Source organism: Paenibacillus uliginis N3/975 (assembly GCF_900177425.1).
Lineage (GTDB): Bacteria > Bacillota > Bacilli > Paenibacillales > Paenibacillaceae > Paenibacillus_AQ > Paenibacillus_AQ uliginis.
Map to the genome: position 1 here is coordinate 5,196,445 of NZ_LT840184.1, position 22,244 is coordinate 5,218,688.

Annotated in this window: 19 protein-coding genes and 1 pseudogene; 12 read left to right on the forward strand and 8 right to left on the reverse strand. The window is 42.0% G+C overall.

The genetic code is table 11. The features are described 5' to 3' along the window. Window positions 1–52: 52 nt before the first annotated feature. On the reverse strand, window positions 53–922 hold the full coding sequence (locus tag B9N86_RS24320) for a helix-turn-helix domain-containing protein (protein ID WP_208915673.1): 870 nt from the start codon (window positions 920–922) through the stop codon (window positions 53–55). A gap of 144 nt (window positions 923–1,066) precedes the next feature. Between B9N86_RS24320 and B9N86_RS24325 the strand changes: the two genes are divergently transcribed. Genes B9N86_RS24325 through B9N86_RS24335 form a run of 3 tightly spaced genes read left to right on the forward strand, consistent with a single transcriptional unit; the run spans window position 1,067 to window position 4,894 of the window. Beyond that, window positions 1,067–2,026: an MTP-1 family protein gene (locus tag B9N86_RS24325; protein WP_208915674.1), complete on the forward strand. Its 960-nt coding sequence runs from the start codon at window positions 1,067–1,069 to the stop codon at window positions 2,024–2,026. 12 nt (window positions 2,027–2,038) lie between these two features. Further along, a complete protein-coding gene (locus B9N86_RS24330) occupies window positions 2,039–2,863 on the forward strand; it encodes a carbon-nitrogen hydrolase family protein (protein WP_208915675.1) in 825 nt (274 codons plus the stop codon). Window positions 2,864–2,884: 21 nt separating this feature from the next. Then, complete coding sequence (locus B9N86_RS24335; protein ID WP_208915676.1) at window positions 2,885–4,894, forward strand: glycoside hydrolase family 125 protein; 2,010 nt, start codon at window positions 2,885–2,887, stop codon at window positions 4,892–4,894. A 591-nt stretch (window positions 4,895–5,485) separates the two neighbouring features. On the opposite strand, the gene B9N86_RS24345 is transcribed toward B9N86_RS24335, so the two are convergent. Next, window positions 5,486–6,970, reverse strand: coding sequence for a radical SAM/SPASM domain-containing protein (locus B9N86_RS24345; protein ID WP_208915678.1), 1,485 nt, complete (start codon window positions 6,968–6,970; stop codon window positions 5,486–5,488). Window positions 6,971–7,474: 504 nt separating this feature from the next. Here B9N86_RS24345 and tnpA point away from each other — a divergent pair. The 4 genes and pseudogenes from tnpA (at window position 7,475) to B9N86_RS30495 (ending at window position 9,709) form a co-directional block, all read left to right on the forward strand. Next, complete coding sequence (tnpA, locus tag B9N86_RS24350; protein ID WP_208915679.1) at window positions 7,475–7,873, forward strand: IS200/IS605 family transposase; 399 nt, start codon at window positions 7,475–7,477, stop codon at window positions 7,871–7,873. 5 nt (window positions 7,874–7,878) lie between these two features. Beyond that, a pseudogene (locus B9N86_RS24355) lies at window positions 7,879–8,839 on the forward strand (transposase). A gap of 182 nt (window positions 8,840–9,021) precedes the next feature. Next, complete coding sequence (locus tag B9N86_RS30490; protein WP_244562836.1) at window positions 9,022–9,486, forward strand: SDR family NAD(P)-dependent oxidoreductase; 465 nt, start codon at window positions 9,022–9,024, stop codon at window positions 9,484–9,486. Continuing rightward, entirely contained in the window at window positions 9,470–9,709 is a 240-nt protein-coding gene (locus B9N86_RS30495; protein WP_244562837.1) for a Rossmann-fold NAD(P)-binding domain-containing protein, read from the forward strand. Before B9N86_RS30490 ends, B9N86_RS30495 begins: the two co-directional genes overlap by 17 nt. Before the next feature lie 143 nt (window positions 9,710–9,852). On the opposite strand, the gene B9N86_RS24365 is transcribed toward B9N86_RS30495, so the two are convergent. From B9N86_RS24365 to B9N86_RS24390, 6 genes are all read right to left on the reverse strand, one after another. Further along, window positions 9,853–10,503, reverse strand: coding sequence for a Vat family streptogramin A O-acetyltransferase (locus B9N86_RS24365; protein WP_208915680.1), 651 nt, complete (start codon window positions 10,501–10,503; stop codon window positions 9,853–9,855). 67 nt (window positions 10,504–10,570) lie between these two features. Continuing rightward, a complete protein-coding gene (locus B9N86_RS24370; protein ID WP_208915681.1) occupies window positions 10,571–11,446 on the reverse strand; it encodes a radical SAM/SPASM domain-containing protein in 876 nt (291 codons plus the stop codon). Between the two features lie 237 nt (window positions 11,447–11,683). Continuing rightward, window positions 11,684–11,902, reverse strand: a complete 219-nt coding sequence (locus tag B9N86_RS24375; protein WP_208915682.1) for a hypothetical protein — start codon at window positions 11,900–11,902, stop codon at window positions 11,684–11,686. A gap of 93 nt (window positions 11,903–11,995) precedes the next feature. Next, entirely contained in the window at window positions 11,996–12,733 is a 738-nt protein-coding gene (gene truA, locus B9N86_RS24380) for a tRNA pseudouridine(38-40) synthase TruA (protein ID WP_208915683.1), read from the reverse strand. Between the two features lie 8 nt (window positions 12,734–12,741). Continuing rightward, window positions 12,742–13,161 (reverse strand): MarR family winged helix-turn-helix transcriptional regulator, encoded by a 420-nt coding sequence (locus tag B9N86_RS24385; RefSeq protein WP_208915684.1) that lies wholly within the window; start codon window positions 13,159–13,161, stop codon window positions 12,742–12,744. Next, window positions 13,143–15,437: an ATP-binding cassette domain-containing protein gene (locus tag B9N86_RS24390; protein WP_208915685.1), complete on the reverse strand. Its 2,295-nt coding sequence runs from the start codon at window positions 15,435–15,437 to the stop codon at window positions 13,143–13,145. The genes B9N86_RS24385 and B9N86_RS24390 overlap by 19 nt, the downstream gene beginning before the upstream one ends. A gap of 277 nt (window positions 15,438–15,714) precedes the next feature. On the opposite strand from B9N86_RS24390, the gene B9N86_RS24395 reads away from it, so the two are divergent. The 5 genes from B9N86_RS24395 (at window position 15,715) to B9N86_RS24415 (ending at window position 22,217) form a co-directional block, all read left to right on the forward strand. Then, complete coding sequence (locus B9N86_RS24395) at window positions 15,715–16,737, forward strand: ABC transporter substrate-binding protein (protein ID WP_208915686.1); 1,023 nt, start codon at window positions 15,715–15,717, stop codon at window positions 16,735–16,737. A gap of 24 nt (window positions 16,738–16,761) precedes the next feature. Next, window positions 16,762–17,868 (forward strand): ABC transporter ATP-binding protein, encoded by a 1,107-nt coding sequence (locus tag B9N86_RS24400; RefSeq protein WP_208915687.1) that lies wholly within the window; start codon window positions 16,762–16,764, stop codon window positions 17,866–17,868. Next, window positions 17,865–19,520, forward strand: a complete 1,656-nt coding sequence (locus B9N86_RS24405) for an ABC transporter permease (protein WP_208915688.1) — start codon at window positions 17,865–17,867, stop codon at window positions 19,518–19,520. Before B9N86_RS24400 ends, B9N86_RS24405 begins: the two co-directional genes overlap by 4 nt. Before the next feature lie 215 nt (window positions 19,521–19,735). Then, window positions 19,736–21,436, forward strand: a complete 1,701-nt coding sequence (locus B9N86_RS24410) for a sensor histidine kinase (protein ID WP_208915689.1) — start codon at window positions 19,736–19,738, stop codon at window positions 21,434–21,436. Continuing rightward, complete coding sequence (locus B9N86_RS24415) at window positions 21,429–22,217, forward strand: response regulator transcription factor (protein ID WP_208915690.1); 789 nt, start codon at window positions 21,429–21,431, stop codon at window positions 22,215–22,217. Before B9N86_RS24410 ends, B9N86_RS24415 begins: the two co-directional genes overlap by 8 nt. The last annotated feature ends 27 nt before the right edge of the window (window positions 22,218–22,244 follow it).

Consider the following 22,244-nt stretch of genomic DNA (forward strand, 5'->3'; position numbering starts at 1 on the left):
CAGCAGCTTAGCGGTAAACTTATTTTGCTCAGTGGCAGATAAATTTTTCTCTCTAATATATCTTCTTAATACTAGTCTTCCTTTCTCCATTTACACGATAAGTATGCGGGGTCATATTGAATTGCCGCTTGAATAAGTCATAAAAGTAACTCATGTTCTCAAGGCCGACCTCGAAGCAAATATTCACAATCTCCATATCGGTATTGAGAAGCAAATTTTCTGCATAGGACAATCTAAACCTGTTGATATATTGTATTGGGGTAATTCCCAAATGTTTCTTAAACATTCGGCACACATACGCATGCGACTTGCCTGACACCCGGAGCATAGCTGATATTCCCTCTATAAAATTTTCTTTTTTCTTCATCTCCGTGCATAACTCCTGCAGCCAACTCGGCTGCTCACTCCAATCAGGGCTCTCTGCTACTGTCATATAACGTGAGAATAACTCCACTAGCAATGCCCTTACTTCAGCTTTTACGTGCGCTTTATCCGTATGTGGAATGAGATTCAATCTATCAAGCCGGTATCGTACATATTCCTTCTCCGTCTTGGAGAGAATTACGGTCGGAGGCATGTCTGGATTCAGAATCTGCAGCTTTGGAAAACCTTCGCCAAGGTAATCGAACAAAGCTGCAACGACTTCCTTATTGAACGAGAGATTAATGAACTGGCAATCCCCTTCTTCCGTTTGCTCATAGTAATGTACATCCCGATCCCGAATGAATACAAGTGTATTTTCCTCAAGCCTTTGCCGCGTTCCGTTTATACAATGGATAACACTGCCTTTTAATATAAGAAACAATTCGAAGAAATCGTGCGTATGAATTTCCGCCGTATTTCGGATTGATGTAATGAACCGGTAATGCGCCTGAATATCCGGATCAATTCCCTCCGAAGCGAGCAGCTTCTTGACCTCCATTTTCCCAGCCTCCAATCATCAGCTTGTCTCATATGTCAAAATACCATAATCGTTAATCAAAACAAAGCAAGATTTACAGTTCTCCATGATTTACGATAGCGATAGAAAAGTTAACTAACGAATATGACTAAGGAGATGTTGAACATGAATCTTATGAAACGTCGTAAACAATTCGAAGAGAACAAACATATATACGAAAGTGTAAAACTCACTTTTCACGGCGTAGCGGGATATGATGTTTACAATGCATCCATTCCGTTTGAATGGAATGGCAAACGTTATATCTATGGACGAATCGAAAAACGTGAAGAATGGGCTCGCTCCTGGGTTCGCCTGTTTGAGAAGAGTGGTAATGATGAATGGACACTGGTGCCGGACTCTATGATTTATCAGCTTGAAGATCCGTATGTAAGTGTGGTCGGAAGTACCTTGGTGCTCGGTGGGACGCATGTCCGCTACAAACAGGGAAATGTCGACAAGTTCTTCGGTTACTTCTATAGAGGCACCGACCTGAACGATCTCTATTACTTTACGACCGGGCCGGATAATATGAAAGATATTCGACTGGTAGAAATGCCAGGGAATAAAATAGGCGTGTTCTCCAGACCACGGAGCGAGGAAATACGTCAAAAATACGGAAGCGAATCACTTATCGGATTCACTGTCATCAACAATCTGGATGAACTGTCGACTGATCTCATCGAGAACGCTCCATACATTCCAGATTTGTTCGCTAAGGACGAATGGGGCGGCTGTAACCAAGCCTACTATTTGGAAAGTGGAAAAATCGGCGTAATCGGACACATCTGCTATAAGTCAATGAATGAAGAAGGACATATGATTCAAACCTACATGAACATGTCCTTTGTTCTAGATCCAGCCACAAATGAAGCGCTAGATGTCAAGATCATCGGTACACGTCCCTGCTATCCTGAAGGACCAGCTAAAAAGCCCGTTCTGACGGATTGTGCCTTCACGGCAGGCATTGAAATGCGTCAAGACGGCAAAGTTAACCTATACAGCGGCATCGGGGATACGGAAGTCGGTCGAATTGTGATTGACTATCCTTTCGAAGGTTACGGCCAGATCGTGACATTTGCTTAGGAGGAGAACAAGATGGAATTAACAATTGGTATCGTTCAAATGGACTGTGTAATAAAGGATAAGGAAGCCAATATTCAAAAAGCGGAAAAATATATTGATCAGGTAGGGTTAGATGTTGATGTGCTATGTTTGCCTGAATTTTTTACTACAGGATATCATCTTGGCTTGATTAACGATGATTTCTACACATTGGCTGAAACGGTGCCTGGGCCCACGGTTTATCGGTTGGCAGAAAAGGCAAAAAAATATGGTACTGCGATTATAGCCAATATTGTAGAAAAGGATTCACTTCAGGAATCCGTCTTATACGATACAACGTTTGTGATTGACGAGAATGGTGACTATGTTGGCAAATACAGAAAAGTTCATCTTTACCCTACCGAGCATCAATATTTCCGGAGTGGATCGGAATTCCCGGTATTTGACCTCAAAGGAATGAAAATAGGAATCGCGACATGCTATGACCACGCATTCGAAGAGATGTTTCGTATTATGGCGCTTAAAGGTGCAGAAGCCATTTTCATTCCTTCAGCCGTTCCTAAAAACTTCGAATATTTACTGAACCTTCGTACTTGTGCCAGAGCACAGGATAATCAGATTTTTACAGTAGCTATTAATCGGGTTGGAACAGACGGTGAATGTACCTATTGCGGTTTAAGTAAAATTGTGAATCCTCGTGGTGAAGTCGTATGCGAAGCAGGAGATGAAGAAGGCGTATTAATCGGTACGATCGATTTATCCCTCATCTTGAAAGAGCGGAAACAAGAGCCTATCTTACGAAGCAGAAGACCTGAATTATACGGGTCATTGGCAGAGAATCCGAATCCCAAATACTAAAACAGGTAGGTCAGAGCAAAAATGCAAACAGAATTCAACAATCGTCAGATGCTCCCTTTAATAAATGTTAGCAATCACAAACCAATCGATGTCGGAAACGGGCGCTTGTCGGCCAGTATAGGACTTGACGGATTGGTCCGTTCCGTAAATAGTTATCATCCAACGCAAGGATTCATTACACTGACTTCGATTGAACAGTTTCCAAATGACAAGTTTTATGATAGCAACTATGTTCGCTGTTACCGCAGAAGGTTGGTTGATTCATTAGAAGGTGAACGCCAGGCGGTTGGTTTCGGTATCAGACCTCAAGAGAAGAGCTTAAATCAAGAAGTTTATTATTTGGAAGGCAAGGCGCCTGTTTTTCGCTATCAGTTCGAAACAGCCGAAGTTCATTCTATGTTTGTAGCAACCGAAAAGGATGAAAAAAGCTATTTCATTCATAGATTCGAAGTAAACAATATAAGCGATAATGAAATCGTCTTTCCACTTACGGTCGGTGGACTATTCAGTTTAAACCGATGCAGTTATGGACAATTGACGGAAGGAGGACCTATTCCAATTCCTCCATTGGAAAATAGAGTGAATGTCCAGAACAATCATATGGCTATTTGCAATTCGCATCTATCTGCCAGAGCTGATATGTATTTGTTTATCGGTAAAGATGCCTTGATCCTTGTACCCGTACAGACAACAACGAATGAACCTGTCAATTACGAATATGGAACGGAACTTACGTTGGAACAAGGAGAAAGCCGAATCATTAGCATGGTTTATTCACTTTCACATCAGGAAGAATGTGAGTCTGAACTGACGTACACCGATGTTGAAGAGCTGACGGCCAAGGCAATTCAGAATTTACCTAAATGGAAGAATACGGAGTCCGTCCAAGGTGATAAAGCGAAGGCAGCTCGGTTTATCATTCAAAGGAATCTTGATTATATCATTTCCTGCTGTTCTGTGCCGATTTGTGATGAGTATATGTGTGTAATCACCGATCATCAATTACTTCCTTTATCATGGAATCGAGACTCCTATTACATGATGCAGCTCCTATTGGAATCCGAGAAAAAAATGGAGTTCCTGTTTGAAGATTCATATCGAACAGAATGGAAGAGTCTTGTACAACGGATTGTTAAGGGGCATTTACTCTGGATGTTCGAAAAGGCCGATCGCCCGCTTCAATACTGGGGACGCGCTTACTTGACTAACGGCTTCAGTAAAGATAATGTGTTCCAATTCGACCAGCAATGTTATCCGCTTCTTGAGCTTTGTGACTACTATGCACAGTTCGGTGATAAAGAGACAATTGAACGTTTACTGCCAATTGCCAAAGATGTTCTTGATATGATCATGGAGTATAAACATGAGAAGAAGTGGCTGTTTAAGACAGGTGAGACTCCGGCTGATGACAAAGTCGATTATCCTTATCATTTTTCCAGTCAAGTACTTGCGTGGCATACGTTGCAGCAATTATCCGAGTTGAACAAAGAGTTTGCTTTTTACGATAAAGATTTATCAGAATGGGCCGATCAGGTACGACATGATTGCATAGGATCATTTAGCACACTTCATAATGGGAAAGAACTGTTTGCCTATCTGACGGACTTGAAGGGCAACTTCCAGAAGTATCACGATGCGAACGACCTTCCTGCCGTATATGCTCCAATGTGGGGATTCTGTAGTAAAGATGATACGAAATGGATCCATACGATGGAGTTTGGATTCAGTGAAGACAATAAAGGCGGATTTTATCCCGGCCGTTATGGAGGATTGGGATCTGTTCACACGCCTCATCCATGGCCTTTAGGGGATGCGCAGGAGCTGCTCTTTAGCGATGTTATGGAGGATGAGGTTCGCCGAGACAGAATTTTTCAAAAGCTCATGGAGCTTGTTCAATGGGATGGACTGTATTCAGAGGCGGTCGATGAAGAAACAAGAAAAGTACAATCCAGACACTGGTTCTCTTGGCCTGGCGCGGTTATATCCACTGTGTTTTGTACCACTATCTTCAATAGCTTGGAGATTAAATGAAATTTGCGATTGCTCCAATGTGCGATGAGAAGTTGTAACTGTTTGAGAGCCTTGTTGGCGCAACGAACAGTCACTTGTAAGAATGGAGCTTCACCTCGATGGAGGCACAGTTCATTTTAAAAAAAGAAACCCTGTACCTTTAAGAAGGACAGGGTTTCTCGACAATTTAAGCCTGGGATCTCGGATCCCAGGCTTTTGCTGTTGCTATTTTATGAGAAAATGATGTACTACATGCAACATTGGTGCACTGAGTGTATCCCCACCCGCATGTTGTTGTATGATATGCAACACTACACCGTGCCTCGCAAACCATGTGCAGCTATTCTGCGTATTCATGCACCAACATTCTCATCTCAAGAAAGGCATCGATGAGCCTGGGCACTCACAGAGCTTCAGAGCTGTCAGCTGGCTATTAGCTCAAATTACCGGGTACAGACTTGGTCAAGCGTCCCGTCTTGATCGATGCAGGCTTTGCTGCTGGACGAATTACTTTCACATTACTCACCTCCTTGCAATACGCACAGGCGGTACGAAGTTCGCCTGGCTCTCCTTCCATTCCATGATCAGGCTGGCTTCATGACTAGATGCAGCCTACTGCTCAGCTGATTCGCAAGCCACGGACTGGAGCCATATCGTGCGCAGTACCTGCTTAATTTGACGCTTCTCATAGGAGCAAGGGCGGTTGCCCGTCCGCATCCGATAGAGCGGACAATGATTGCCTTGACAGGACGGACGGAAGAAACAGGCTTGGCAGTTCGCATCCGTTTCTTCCCCGGACGTCGTCCATAAGGCCAACTTGTCCATATCAACGTCGAGCGTACCGTCCTCATGAATACGTCCTAATTGATTGTTCTCTTGTTCGAACGCAACCGAGCATTTGTAAAGGCGTCCATCCGACCCGACAACCATCGAATTCGGCTTCGCTGCATAGCAGATCGCCCCTGTCGGAAGCAAAATGTCTTTAATAAAGGAGCTTACAGGTAGCCCTGCTTGAATCGCTTCCTCATTGAGCGCCCATATTTCCTTATCTTTAGTGCGAGCATCACACACAGGGAGCGTAAGATCGTTTTCTCCCCCCATGCAGCCGACAGGCCTGAAATAGACGGCAAACCGCTCATCGTCTCCGAACAAATCGCGCAGTTCCGGAATAAAGGAATGAACAGCTTCCAGATTGCTATTGTCAAAATTCACTCGAATGTTGATCTCGAACGGGCGATCAACCTGCTTAAGGGAAAGCAAGTTCGATACGATGCGTTCATAGGTGTCCCCACCCCCGAATAATCCCCGCCGAGCGTTATGTACTTCTGCAGGGCCGTCCAGCGTAATCATATAGCGATCGATGTGCAGATCGAGCAACTGCTCGAACAGCTCTCGTGTCAAGTAATAACCGTTCGTTGATATTTCCGCATGATACACGACGTCATACTTGTCGCAGACTTCAATGAAAGACTCAGACAACTGCTCAATCACACGTGGAGCCAGAAGCGGCTCACCGCCATGCCAGCTGATGTTCAAGACATTGAGTGTCTTCGCCCGCTGCTCTATATAGGCCATCAATCCCTTGATGACTTCGCTCCGCATGTTTCCACGCGGGAAGTATTCATAGCAATAATTGCAGCGGAAATTGCATGCTTCGGTAACTAGCAGCACGAGGTGCATGGCATCGAGCTGGTGCATCGACTGATGAAGGAATTGCGCCCGCCGCAGTTCGTCTGTATCCGCCGAAACAAGGAAACCGTGTTCCCGCAGTTCCTTGTAAATCTCATGATCCGGCTCCATATCCGCTTCTCCCGGGTGAAGCCAAGACAGTACACGTTTCCGTTCTTCCGCCGAGAAGGAAGCAATGGCCCCCGAATAACTGTTGTAAAGAACAAGCCCGTCGTCATCCACTTGCGCCTGGGCATTGAAGCGAGAAGGGCGCCATTGCACAACATGCTGAACAGGATTCGAGGACTGATGCTGCGTCTCCTTATCAGAGTCCGGGCATGCTTTTGAGCAAGTCGGCTCTAAAGAGGCTTGCTGCAATTTATATGTTGGCAATTGTTGTGATGCATGTTGTGATTCGTCTTGTGCCATGTAACGTTTCCCCATCCTTTTTACGGTTAAAACTCAGTATTTTATGCTCATATATGATGCCGCATACGAGGTGGAAACGACAATGACACCCGTCACGTATACTCACTATAATCACTTACCAAGATTAACCTTTGCCGAACGTGAAGAGCTTTATAGTGAGCGTTTTACTCGCATGCAGCAAGAATTCTTGAACGAGTTTCGTCAACTATTTTGATGAAATTTGAGATAGACCATCAAGGCGTACGGAAGGAAACAGTGAATAGAATCTAGAAGAAGAGGAGAAAGTCTACTGATTAAAAATCGAACATTAGAGGTGATATTGGATGCAATTTTTTATCATTACAGCATTTCCTGAACGGGAAAGCCCACTTCTTTAGGTGTAGGATGAAAGTGAGGTCGGATACGGAGTGCCACTAGCCGAAAGGTTTGTGGGACCTCAAGTATCCGAAAAGTCTATGTCCTTTCTCTGTTGCAGTATATCAGTTCAATTGATACTATATAGACATGAACGAATACAGAAGAACCAACACAACCGTATCTCTACTGAATTATCATTTTGTGTTCTGCCCACGATACAGAAGAAAGATCTTTCTCAAAGCAGAGGTAGAGCAACGCTTCAAAGAATTAGTACATGAAGTGTGTGCGGAATTAAAAATTGAGATTGTCGCCCTTGAGTGCGATAAAGACCACACTCACATGTTTCTCAGTGCACTACCAACATTAAGTCCTGCCGATATTATGGCGAAAGTGAAAGGTCGCACCTCTAGAAAGCTACGTGAAGAGTTTCCACACCTCTTGCATTTGCCGAGTTTATGGACACGTTCATATTTTGTTTCTACTGCTGGAAATGTATCAAGCGAAATGATTAAGCGTTATGTTGAAGAACAAAAGACAAGGGGGTGACGTATATGGCACAGACCATAACAGTTAAGGTAAAGCTACTTCCCACAACAGAACAAATCCAACGATTGAAACAAAATAGTAACGAGTACATACAAGTCATAAATATGCTCGTGGCTGAGATGGTTGAAGAAAAGAAAAGCACGAAAAAGACGACGAAAGACGTTCCAGCTAATCTACCCAGTGCGGTAAAAAATCAAGCGATTAAAGATGCGAAAAGTGTATTCTCTACCAAAGTAAAGAAAAGTAAATACACGATCGTTCCGATTCTAAAGAAACCAGTTTGTGTATGGAACAACCAAAACTATTCTTTTGATTTCACGCACATTTCTATTCCACTTATGGTAGAAGGTAAATCCAATCGTGTTAAAATTCGTGCATTGTTTATCGACAAAGATAATCGGAATTTTGATTTATTAAAGCATAAACTTGGTACGCTCCGTATCACACAAAACTCAGGTAAGTGGGTAGCGCAAATATCTGTCACGATTCCGACAACTGAAAAAACGGGTACAAGAGTTTTAGGCGTTGATTTAGGACTGAAAGTCCCTGCGGTAGCTATCACAGAAGATGATAAAGTTCGTTTTTTTGGTAGCGGACGAGAAAACAAATATATGAAACGGAAGTTTCGTAGTGTTCGTAAAATACTTGGGAAACAAAAGAAAGTGAATGCTATTCGCAATTTAGACGATAAAGAACAACGATGGATGAAAGACAAAGACCATAAGATCAGTCGCGAAATCGTTAATTTTGCAGTTGAGAATAAGATTTCTGTCATTCGCTTAGAGCAACTAACAAATATAAGGCAGACGACAAGAACAAGTCGTAAAAACGAAAAGAATCTACATACATGGTGTACAAGATAGAAGATACAAGTGCCCATGTGGATTCGAGAATCATCGTGATATCGTTGGGGCGATGAATATTCGCTACGCAACTGTGGTTGGCGGTAACAGTCAATCAGCCTAAGATGCTATACGCACTGTCTTAGGAGGGGCGATGACACACCCTAAACTTGAGAGTTGTCCAAAACAGAAATGGATTGAGGGCGTTAACTACTCAAGAATCCCAACTGCGTCAGCAGACTTGCCCTTTAGGGGTGGGAGTGTCAAAGGTACATCAAGGGGAATTGATGAAGCATTGGCCACACAATGCTAGATGAAAACCATCATATTTTTTGCATATCGAGAACTAGCAATCGTAGGCTAATTGAACTGGCGAAGGAAAAAAACAACCGGTTAAGCTATCACCCATTTGACCTGAATAACTTAAGTGGAATAGATCAACTTTTTGAAGAGTTATTTAACACAATACAACATGAGTCGGAAATTGATGCGGTTCATTTGATAAACAATGCCGGAATGCTATCCCCCGTTGCTCCAATTGAACTGAATAGTGCTGATTGCATCATTGAAAATGTAAATATCAATTTGCTTGCTCCTATGATCTTTACGTCAAATTTTATTAAGCACACGCTCGAGTTAAACGTAGACAAACGGATTATGAATATATCATCTGCCTCAGCCAAATATTTGTTGCCATCACAAAGCTGTTACAGCACCTCTAAAGCCGGTTTGGATTCTTTCCAAGAGCGTGAGCTTGGAACAGCTGAATAAAGAATATCCTGCCAAGGTTGTTTCCGTATATCCCGGTATGATCGATACGCAATTGCAGGCTGAGATTCGTTCTGTAAGCAATGAAACTTTCCCTTACGTGGATCAATTCATCCAAATCGCCCAAGAAGGGAAGCTCCAAACACCCGAATATACGGCAAGCAAATTAATTGAAATCCTGTTCAGTGAAAACTTTGGCAGTACAGTAGTCATTGAAGAGTTATGAAACTTAAAAAGAGGGGTTCTCCCCCTCTTTAAATCCCATATCTAGAGGTCCTGCCTCACCAACAGTGAACAGCACCCCACATATGAGGAGAAAGTGAAAGGGCTATTAAATAATAACCCTTGTTTGACTTCCTGCTAATTATACTACTCCTCATTCAATAGCTTCTTTAGTGTGGCAATATCGTTAACTGCTACTAATTGCTCAAGATTTTCAAATATCTTCTTCTCATCCCAGTTCCACCATTGAAGCTCTAACAATAATTTAATCATCTCATCACTGAAACGCTTCCTAATAGTATTTGCAGGATTGCCGCCAACAATTGTATACGGTTCAACGTTTTTTACAACAGTTGAGTTCGAAGCAACAATTGCACCGTCACCAATTTTAACTCCCGGCATAATCGTGACATGTTGTCCCAACCATACATCATTGCCAATCAAAGTATCGCCTTTGATTGGCAACTGCTCTATCGTTGGAGTGACCTTTTCCCAACCTCCAGCAAAAATATTGAAAGGGTATGTTGTTAAACCATCCATTCGATGATTAGCACCATTCATAATAAAAGTAACCCCTTCAGCCATGGCGCAGAACTTACCGATAATCAGCTTATCACCTAAAAAGTCATAATGATGCTGAATATTGTCATAGAAATTCTCTGGTGATCTTGTGTTGTCACTGTAATATGTATAATCTCCAATCTCAACATTTAGCCTGCTAGGTAGATTTTTAATGTAACAAACTGTTCTAATATTTTCATTTGGATAAAGCTTATTTTTATCTGGAGCTATCGTCATACTTACACTACCTCTCTAACAAGTTATTAACCTTGCCCTTCCTCTTGTCAATCCCAATCAACAAACATTACGCTCCAAACCTTTGGCGGTATCCACATCTTCTACATAGTTCCTCGACAGCTTCCCTGCGGGAAAATCCGTCAACGAGGTTATTTGCCCGCTCGCCATCCACGATGTCAGAAAATGATGCCTGATGGATATTGCCTAGATTAATTACCCCTTCACCATCTAGACAACATGGTACGACAGTTCCGTCCACAAGAATGGCCGCTTGGCTGCGAAGTGCATGGCAGAAGCCTCTACCTTCATCCTCAGGTGCTGTCATACTAGGCCACTGGAATTCATGATCTTGGTTCAAATAGACGTTGTTGGAGACTCTCACCCCTCCGCCTGGCACTACCTTTTCTTCGATCTTGTAATCTAGGCCAAATTCTTTCTCTATGATTTCGAGTGTCTGGCGGTTTCTACTCTTATCAATGTTTGTTGCGTTGTCCTGCGTCAAATTCCACAGACGGAATGAAAAGATGACATTATGCTCCTCCGCTTCACGGACAAAGGAGAGGATTTCCCTTAAATATCCTTCGCGGTTGGTTGAACCCTCATGTCCGTCAAAGCTGTGGAGCGAAAAGTTCATCTGTCTCAGCGCAGGCTTTCCAAGCAGCTTATGCCGATTTTTTGCGATCAATGTTCCGTTTGTTGTGATATTGACCTTAAAACCTTTTTCATGACTAATATCTAGTAGCTCATCGATCTTAGGATGGAGAAGCGGCTCCCCTTTGACGTGTAGATAAATGTAATTGGTGTGCGGTTTGATCTCATCCAACCTCTTCGAAAAGTCATCCACCTTAATAAAATTTGCCTTACGCTCCGTTGGCGGGCAAAAAGTACAGGCGAGATTGCAGATGCTTGTAATTTCTATATAAACTTTTTTAAATGATTTCAAGATTTTATCTCCATTCCAGTGTCATGATTGTACGATGCTTATTTGCTTGATCATACCCCACATCGTAACATAGGAGGGCTTTTACAGCTACAGCTCTCTACAGTCGGCCGATACCATGATGAATTCATGAGAATATATGATAGCCATGCACAGTCAAACCTAACAAAAAATCGAGGGCACCGGATTTTCCGGGCCCCCTGATTTTTACTCGCCAGTATATGGTGGTGCTAGCGCTGTTTATTCTGAATCGCTGTCTTCATCTCCTACAGCCTCGCCAGCTTTGTTACCCAATGCTGCGCCTGCGATACCACCTGCAATAGTGCCGATTGGACCCAATACGGAACCCACAGCAGCACCTACAACACCACCGCCTGCAGTTCCTACAGCTTCTCCAGCGTCAACATCCATGGTCGTGTCGCGGTCAGAATCAACGTTTTGATCTTTTTTATTAGCCATCCATCTCACTCCCTCGGAATTGTGATAGGAACCGCTTCTTCTTGCCAGACCAGTTCCAAATCATATCTTGCCCTAACGGATCTGAAAGAATTCTTAAAAGTTAATCTTCTCCAAGTAAAGTCCACATGCATCCGCCATTCCACCCGTCTGCACTCGTTCTTTGGAGAGTAAAATGGTCGGTATTTCTTCTGCTTCTTTTTCACCTAATCCGATCTCGATCAACGTTCCAATCATTTTCCGAACCATATTATACAGAAATCCGTTGCCACTTACTCGAAATTGGATAAAGCCTTCTACTTCTTCTACATCCAGCGAATATATTTTTCGTACCGTATCTTTTTTCTTAGACTTGGCGTTGGAATAAGCCGTAAAATCGTGTTCACCGATAAAATACTGGCATGCTCTTTTCATTTTTTCGATATCCAGCTTTTTCCCGACATGCATACTGTACTTTCTCATGAAAGGATGGCTATACACTTCGTTCCAAATCTTGTACAAATACGTTTTATCTTTCGCATTATAACGAGCGTGAAAACGGTCATCCACTAGCTCAACTTCCGTAATGCTAATATCCGGAGGTAAATAATGATTTAAAAAATTCATGATTTTAGATTCAGGCATATTGTCACTGATCTTAAAATTCGCTACTTGCGCAAGAGCGTGGACCCCCGCATCTGTTCTACTGGACCCAATGATTTCAATGGATTGACCTACCATGACGGATAAGGCATTTTCGATTTTCCCTTGAATGGTATTCTCACTATCACCCAGACGCTGCCAGCCCTTATAACGCCCGCCATCATATTGTATGGTCAATTTATAATTATTCATTGTTTACTCTATTCCTCCACATATGAATCGGTTATTTTTTTGCACAACTGTATAAAACAATGTAGTTCTTCTTCTGTCAACGTATTCTCAATTAAATTCATGGTTTCATTTCTAAATTTTTCTGATCTTAAAAGAAAATTCTTACCATCGGGAGTAATTAAAATGTCATAAGCTCGCCGGTCATTTTCCTGACGTTCTTGTGTAATGTATTTCTTCTCTAAAAGCCTTTTCGTTAATTTAGACATTCCAGCTTGTGAAATTCCACGAATCTCTGCTAACTCTTTAGTTGTTTTAGAGCCTTGTTTATCTAAAATATCCAATACATTATACTGAGCCGTAGTAACACCCTCAATGTTAAGACGATTAATATTACTAATAATCATACATTGAAAAGGAATATAATATTTTTCTAGTTCTTTTTTTGCCATGCATATTCCCCTCCCTTAATATATTTTTTTAAATATTGTCCTGTAATGGAGGAATTACAGTTTATTAGATCCTTTGCCGTTCCCTCGAATATTACTTCACCACCCTTTTGCCCTGCAAAAGGTCCTAGATCAATAATCCAATCTGCTTGACTAATAACGTCCAGATTATGTTCTATCACAATTACGGTGCTGCCTTGTTCAGCAAGACGGTTCAAAATTTTAAGGAGCTGGGATATATCTGACATATGAAGCCCAGTGGTTGGTTCATCCAGCACATATATATTCCCTTTACTTTCAAGTTCAGCGGCGAGTTTTACTCTTTGCAGTTCACCACCAGATAAAGTATTTAATGGTTGTCCAAGTGTGATATAAGTTATTCCTACGTCTGCTAGTCTATTTAAGGTTGCAGATATTTCTTTTTCGTAGAAAAAGTCTAAGGCTTCATCAACTGTCATGTTTAAAATTTCGCTTATACTTTTGTCACGCAACTTGTAATTTAATACCCCATCTATAAATCGATTGCCCTGACAAACCTCACATTCACTTACAACTGTATCCATAAAAGCCAAGTCTGTATATGTTACTCCCAAGCCCTTGCAGTTAGGGCAGGCTCCTTGTGAATTGAAGCTAAATAAAGCAGGTTTTACATGATTGGCTTTCGAAAACAACTCCCTTATGATATCGAATAATCCTGTAAAAGTAGCAATATTGGAACGTTTTGAAGCTTGGATTGGTTTCTGATCAATAAAAATCGTTTCAGGATAAAATTTGGGCAACACTTGATTGATTAACGTACTTTTTCCTGAACCTGCAACTCCAGTGACTACCGTCATAACCCCTTTAGGAATGTTCACATTAATATTTTTAAGATTATGCAAATGCGCGTTTTTCAAAGACAGCCATTCGGCTGGATTTCTAATGTTCTTTTTCAACTGGGTTTGATTGCATAAATATTTCCCCGTAAGTGTGTCTGCCTTTACCAAACCATTCAAAGTACCTTGATACATGATTTTCCCACCATTTGTTCCAGCTTTCGGCCCCATATCAATGATATGATCTGCAATTTCAATAACATCGGGATCATGCTCGACAATAAGAACGGTATTCCCTTTATCACGTAAAAGTTTTAATAAATCATTGATCTTATTTACATCATGAGGATGTAAACCAATGCTCGGTTCATCAAAAATATAAGTAAGATCCGTTAAGCTGCTTCCTAACTGCCGAACCATCTTTATCCGCTGTGATTCGCCGCCTGAAAGAGTTGACGTCTCACGGCTTAAACTTAAATAACCTAGACCGATTGAAACTAAATGTTCCAACCGATTTCTTAGAGCCATGACCATGGTTACTGCTTTGGGGTCTTTAATGGCATTGATAAAATCGAGCAGATCCGTAATTTGCATGTCCACACAATCCGCTATATTTTTATCATTTATTGTGCACTGCAAGACCTCATGATTTAATCTAGTACCGCCACAGAGGAGACACGCTTCTTTACTGACAATGCCAGCAATTTCTTTTTTATATTTCTTTGATTCTCCATCTTCTTTTTTTAAGAAACTTCTTTCAATTCGCGGTATAAGACCTTCATAAAGTGAAGTTTTCGGCCATTCCGGATCAGCAGTAGTTACTTTAATATCTGATTTGTATAAAAGCATCTCCAATTCTTCAGCTGTAAAATCTTTTATTTTTTTGTCGTTATCAAAAAAGCCTGAATGGATATATCTTTTTAATCTCCATCCGCCTGGTTCAAAGGTTGGAAACAAAATGGCTCCCTCAATGAGAGATTTGTTTTTATCCAACAGCCGCTCCATATTTATCGTATCGACTTTCCCTAATCCCTCGCATTTTGGACACATTCCAGAAGGATTATTAAATGAAAAAACATCGGAATAGCCAACAAAGGGCTGTCCAATCCGAGAAAACAGTAATCTTAGTAATGAATGTATATCTGTGATCGTTCCAACCGTTGACCTTGCGTTTCCTCCAATACGTTTTTGATCAATGATAATGGCAACAGATAAATTTTCAATAGCATCCACATTCGGTTGTCCATAGTGCGGCAAGCGATGCCGAATAAAACTTGAATACGTTTCATTGAGCTGCCTTTGCGATTCTGCTGCTACTGTATCAAACACTAAAGATGATTTTCCTGAACCTGAAACTCCAGTAAAGACAGTTATTTTTTTCTTTGGGATTCGCACATCAATATTTTTAAGGTTTTTCTCTCTAGCTCCAACTACATGTATATATTCTTCATCTTTCTTATCCATAAAATCACCTTTCAAAAAACATATTTACAACTTACATAACAGGGTAAATATATAACCTGGTTATTTATATTTAACACCTTTCTTTTTTTTAATGCAAACGTAATTTAGAAATCGTATATGCAGCCGCTTATATTTTATTTTCACTTCAGATCTCTCTTTACTCAAAAATAGGTTGCGAATTTTAGACGATGTTTGCGGATTATGGGATTCTGTAAACGGTATCATGCTTGCTACAATAGACATGCAACGAAACAAACTTAGTTCAGGGGGAATAAAAATGAAAAGGTTTTCTATGTTGCTTATAGCTTGCATGCTAGTTGTAGGGGCGCTAAGCGGTTGTGGAAATAGTGAGTCAGATTCGGGTTCATCTAATAAGCTCGTCATCTACAGTCCGAATAGCGAAGAGATCATCAAGACCATCATTCCAATGTTCGAGAAGCAGACGGGGATTACGGTTGAACTTGTAACGGCTGGAACAGGCGAAATTGTTAAGCGCTTACAGTCCGAGAAACAGAATCCTTACGCTGACGTTATGTTTGGTGGTTCCATGGCTGGTTACCGTGAAAATGCCGATCTATACGAGCCTTACGTGTCACCTGAAGACAAGAATTTAATTGAAGGTCATCGCAATACTTCGGGATTCGCTACCCCTTATATCTCAGATGGAAGTGTGTTACTCGTGAACAAAAACCTCATCGGCGATATTAAAATTGAAAGCTATGAGGATTTGCTCAACCCGCAGCTTAAAGGGAAAATTGCTTCTGCTGACCCAGCAAGCTCAAGCTCCGCTTTTGCACAGTTAACCAATATGCTGAAAGCGAAGGGCGGCGACTATGAGAATGATAAAGGCTGGGACTATGTTGGCAAATTGATCGAGAACCTAGACGGTAAAATTGCAAGCGGTTCCGGTGCCGTTCACAAAAGCGTTGCTGACGGTGAATATGTGGTTGGCCTAACTTACGAAGACCCTTCTAGCACTTATGTAAAGAACGGTGCTCCGGTAGAAGTTGTATATCCAACAGAAGGCGCAGTATTCCTGGATGCGGCATCCGCTATTATCAAAGATGCTCCGCACATGGACAATGCCAAGAAATTCATCGACTTCATTCTGTCTCAAGAAGCTCAAGATGCGTTTGGTACTCAATTAACGAACCGTCCGCTTCGCCAAGATACGAAGCTTGGTGATCACATGAAGCCATTGGCCGATATCAACATGATTGATGAAGACACAGACTATGTAAGTTCGCATAAATCCCAAATCGTTGAGCGTTACATCGATGTATTCACAAGCACCAAATAAACTATAAGAATTTAGGTGACAACTATGAGCGTAACAATAACCATTAAAGATTTAGTAAAAAAATATGGTGATGCAACCGTCATTCCTGAGTTGTCCCTGGAGATTAAGAAGGGTGAATTTTTCACCCTTCTCGGTCCTTCCGGGTGCGGCAAAACAACACTTCTGCGCATGATTGCTGGCTTTAACAGCATTGAAGGCGGAACGATTAACTTTAATGAGCGTGTCATTAATCAGGTCGAACCAGGTAAGCGAAACATCGGGATGGTGTTTCAGAGCTATGCCATCTTCCCTCACCTAACGGTTAAAGGAAATATCGCGTTCGGACTTGAGAATCGGAAATTATCCAAAGCTGAAATCAGCTCCAAAGTGGATGACATCTTGAAGGTCGTTCAAATCGAACAATTCAAAGATCGCATGCCGAAGAATTTGTCCGGTGGTCAGCAGCAGCGCGTTGCACTAGCCAGAGCGATCGTCATACGACCAGATGTCCTTCTTATGGACGAACCTCTATCCAACCTGGATGCCAAGCTTCGTGTCGACATGCGGAACGCGATTAAAGACATTCAAAGAGAAGTCGGGATTACAACCGTCTACGTAACGCACGATCAGGAAGAAGCTATGGCTGTATCCGATCGAATTGCAGTCATGAAATCAGGCGTGATTCAGCATCTCGGTACGCCACAAGAAATTTATCAACGTCCTGCGAATGTTTTCGTTGCTACCTTTATCGGACGTACCAACATTATCGAAGGAAGCTTAACGCGAGAAGCAGGCAGCTATAACCTGCAGATCGGTTCAGGCTATTCTGAAGAAATCTCTAACATTCAAGTGCCGACATCGAATGCGCAGAATACTCTTAATGTTAAAATTTCGGTTCGGCCTGAAGAGTTCATCATGACCGAGGATCAAACAGGCCTGAAAGCGACTATTGTACACAGCGTATTCTTAGGACAGAACACCCATTATTTTGTGGATTTGGAGTCCGGTCAACGTGTTGAAATCACACAGGAATCGAAATCCACACAAATACTTGAACCTGGTGAAGTCATTTATCTGAAGGTGAAAAAAGAGAAGATTAATGTTTATGATGCTGCAGGTGAATTGAACTATACAAGGGGCGGTCAACTATGAGGGGGACGCGCAAACGATTTGATGTCTGGACCAACATTTCGTTACTGATCTTCGCTTTCTACATTCTTTTTCTGGCCCTGCCTTTATTTACGATGTTGTTCAAAAGCGTTTACAACGGCACGACAGGCGACTTTTCACTCGCCTATTTCACAAAGTTTTTCAGTAAACCCTATTATTTAAATGCCCTGTTCAACAGTGTTAAAGTAACCGTCAGCGTAACATTACTTGCTGCCATCATCGCAACGCCGCTGGCCTATATCATGGCAACGGTTAAGATTAAAGGCAATTCAACCATTCGAGTGTTGATTCTGATCTCGTCGATGTCGGCCCCATTCATTGGAGCTTACTCCTGGATCCTGTTGTTAGGAAGAAGCGGCGTCATTACCAAATTCGTTAGTAACACATTTGGAATTACGATGCCTGATATATACGGTTTTACAGGTATAGTAGTGGTCTTAACCTTGCAGATGGTCCCTCTTATCTTCATGTATGTATCGGGGGCACTTAAGAATGTGGACCAATCGCTAATGGAAGCTGCAGAAAGCATGGGTTATAAGGGCCTCAGCAAAATGCGCAAAGTGCTGCTCCCGCTCATTACGCCAACCTTGCTTGCAGGCGGCCTGCTCGTATTCATGCGTGCACTCGCTGATTTTGGTACACCGATGCTGATTGGTGAAGGGTACAAGACAGTCCCTGTACTGATCTTTAACGAGTTCATCAGTGAGGTCGGCGGCGATGATGGCTTCGCTGCTGCGATCAGTGTCATTGTCGTTCTGTTTGCAACAACGATCTTCCTGCTTCAAAAATTCGTATCCAATCGTAAATCCTTTACGATGAGTGCGCTACATCCAATTGAATCCAAGAAGAAAAAAGGACTCGGCAACATTACGGCTCATGCCGTCATCTATCTGTATACTTTAATTGCGCTGTTGCCGCAACTATATGTCATCTATACTTCTTTCCTGAAATCAAACGGCAGAATCTTTGTAAAAGGGTTCTCGCTCCAAAGCTATCGGGATGCTTTCAATAATATTGGAGGCGTCATTACGAACACGTTCTTCCTGGCAATCGTGTCGCTTGTCGTCATCATCCTGTTAGCGATTCTGATCGCTTATGTAACGGTTCGAAGAAAGAATGCTTTAACGAACACGCTTGATATTTTCACGATGTTCCCTTATATCGTTCCCGGCTCCATTCTAGGGATTGCCTTATTGATCACGTTTAACAATAAGCCGCTGGCACTAAGCGGAACAGCCTTAATCATGATCATCTCATTCGTCATTCGGCGTCTGCCTTATACGATTCGATCGAGTGCAGCCATTCTGCATCAGATTAACGATGGTATTGAAGAAGCAGCGATCAGCCTAGGAGCTTCCCAGATGAAGACGTTCTTCAAGATTACACTTCCGATGATGCTTGCTGGCGTAGTCTCCGGTGCGATCTTAAGCTGGATTACCATCATTACCGAATTAAGTACTTCGATCATTCTTTATACAGGCAAGACGAAGACCGTAACGGTTGCCATTTATACCGAGGTCATTCGCGGAAACTATGGCGTTGCGGCAGCACTGTCCACTATCCTTACCGTGATTACGGTAGTGTCACTGCTAGTCTTCCTCAAGCTCTCTGGACAAAAAGAAGTCTCACTTTAAGAGAGGTAGTTCAAAAAGTCCGCTTTTGATCACGAAGTAATACAGAAAGTAACTCGGCATCGAATCTTGCGTTCACTCTCGAAGTCAATAGATTCATTTACATCCAAGTCGGTACCTGCAGCATGAGGACCGGCTTGGATGTATTTGGATTGTCTGCTATGAACAACGAGTAAGTATAATGTATAATGAGAGGCTTATCGTAAGTGGAGGGCAACATGGAACATAAAAAAAAGCGTAATTTCAAGGAATCAACCCGTCACTTATTTCGAATATATACGATTATCCCGTTTTCCATTTTAATCGTACTGTTCTTGGCTTTCACCATTATTAATGGCAGAATGAACCTGACCCAAAAAACGACCGAAGCTGCCCAATCCATTAGTCAGTCCATGGCAGGCGTATATCAGCAATACTACGAAGAGATTAATCAGATGGCCGTCTCCCCTACTGTTATGAACTATGTGAGCACACATTTGGGCAGTGATAAAGTGTACTCCCAGTTTTATGATTTCAATAATCATCAGAAGGTCAAGAGTATTTTCCATATCGTCAATACGGAAGGCATCTTCCTGGCTAGTTCCGCTCCGCCAGATGAACTGTATTCCAACTTTGCTTTTGGCAATCTCATTAATCGGATTGATCAGAGGCCGAGCGACACGCTGACCGAAATGAATAGCTTCCGTTATTCGCATGATCGCGATACGAGCTATACGTTTGGCAAAGCCATCGTAAAGGACAAGCAGACGATAGGCTATATCATCTACCAACTGTACGAATCAGACATCCAAAAAGTTATTTTTGAACAAAATAATGAGATAGCCATGATCACCGATGAACATAACACCATTATTGCCACAACTAGCAATGTTACTAAAGGTGTTCTGAACAAATTCAGCCCTAAGCTCGATAATCAGGGGCATGTTTTATTGAACGATGGCAAGTACTACATGTATTCCAAGCGAATACCTGACACGCCTATTCAAGTCATTACGCTCAATTCCTACAAATCAGAGCAATACACCTACTATACGGTGTCTTTCTTTGTTATTGCTGCCAGCCTTCTGCTATGGATCATGATTCAGTTCTTGGCCAACAAAATGTCCACGCGCAATTCTGAATCGATCGATAAATTAATTCATGCTTTGGCACAGCTGCGCGAAGGGAATTTCAATGGCTATGTCGACATTCAGACGAATGACGAGTTTGAGATTCTAGGTGATGAGTACAATGTGATGCTTGATCGATTAAAGGATCTGATGGAGAAAAATAAAGAGCTGTTAGAGCTCCGCACCATTATTGAGATTAAGCAGCTGCAATCACAGTTCCATCCGCATTTTATATTCAATGTACTGGAAACACTGCGCTATGCAATTAAGATTGACGCGAATCAGGCGCAGGAAATCGTCATGATTCTATCCAGACTACTTAGATACAGCATCGGACATGATCGCAGTGTTCAGCTGAAAGATGATATGAATTATGTACGTGATTACCTGAAGTTGCAGCAAATTCGTTTCAATGAACGACTGGAGTATCGGATTTCAGTAGCGGAGGAAACCCAAGATGTATATGTCCCTAAGCTTCTGCTTCAACCGATTATCGAAAACGCTATCAAGTATGGCTATCGAAATCAAGCCAATGTGCTTATTGAGATTAGGATCTACCCATCCACAGGAAAGCTGATTCTTGAGGTTCTCGACAACGGGCCAGGCATGAGTGAAGAGACGTTGCAGGAAGTTAATCAGATTTTGCAAAGTCAGACGAACGTTACGCAGCATATCGGGCTATACAACGTTCATCGTCGTTTAGTGCTTCTATATGGTGAAGAATCCGGCATCCACATTGACAGCACGCAAGGAAAAGGCACCTGTGTGACACTTACAATTCCTTACGAATGGAGTGGATATCATGTTTAAAGTTCTGCTTGTTGAAGATGAAGATATGATTCGCAGGGGGATACGATTCAGCATTGATTGGCTTAAATACGATTGTATCGTCATTGAAGAAGCGCTTAACGGGCAAGATGGCTATGAGAAGATCTGTAAGCTTAAGCCGGATATTGTCATATCGGACATCAACATGCCGATTATGGATGGCATCTCGATGATTAGAGAGGGGCTGCAGAAGCATACCTTCAGCAGCATTATTATTTCAGGCTATAATGAATTTCATCTCGCCAAGCAAGCACTCCAGTTAGGCGTAACTGAATTTTTAGTGAAGCCATTAGAGGATGATCAGTTGGTTACAGCACTGGAATCTGCCAAAGCAAAAGTGGATTTAATACGCAAATATGAAATCATCTCTAATCATCCGCAAGAAAAAGAAGAGATTATTAACAGCAAATTTTTAGAGAAAGAAACAAAAACATCTAAATACGTATCCAAAATGATCGCCTATGTACAGGAGAACTATGCAAAGAAAGTCAGCATCCATGACCTCGTTGAGGAGCTTGGCTTAAGCGCCTATTACTTGAACCAAAAATTCAAGGCAGAGACAAGCTATACGTTCAATGAGTTTCTCAACCGCTATCGCATCCAAAAATCGATAGATTTACTGAAATCAGGGGATAACAAGGTATATACAATCGCTCAAGATATCGGCTTTAGTGACTACAAGTACTTTATTAGTATCTTCAAAAAGTACGCCCACGTTACGCCAAGCCAATATCAAGAGTATTTCGAGGACAAGAACTTATAGCATTATATAGTCTTTCCTACCAACAGT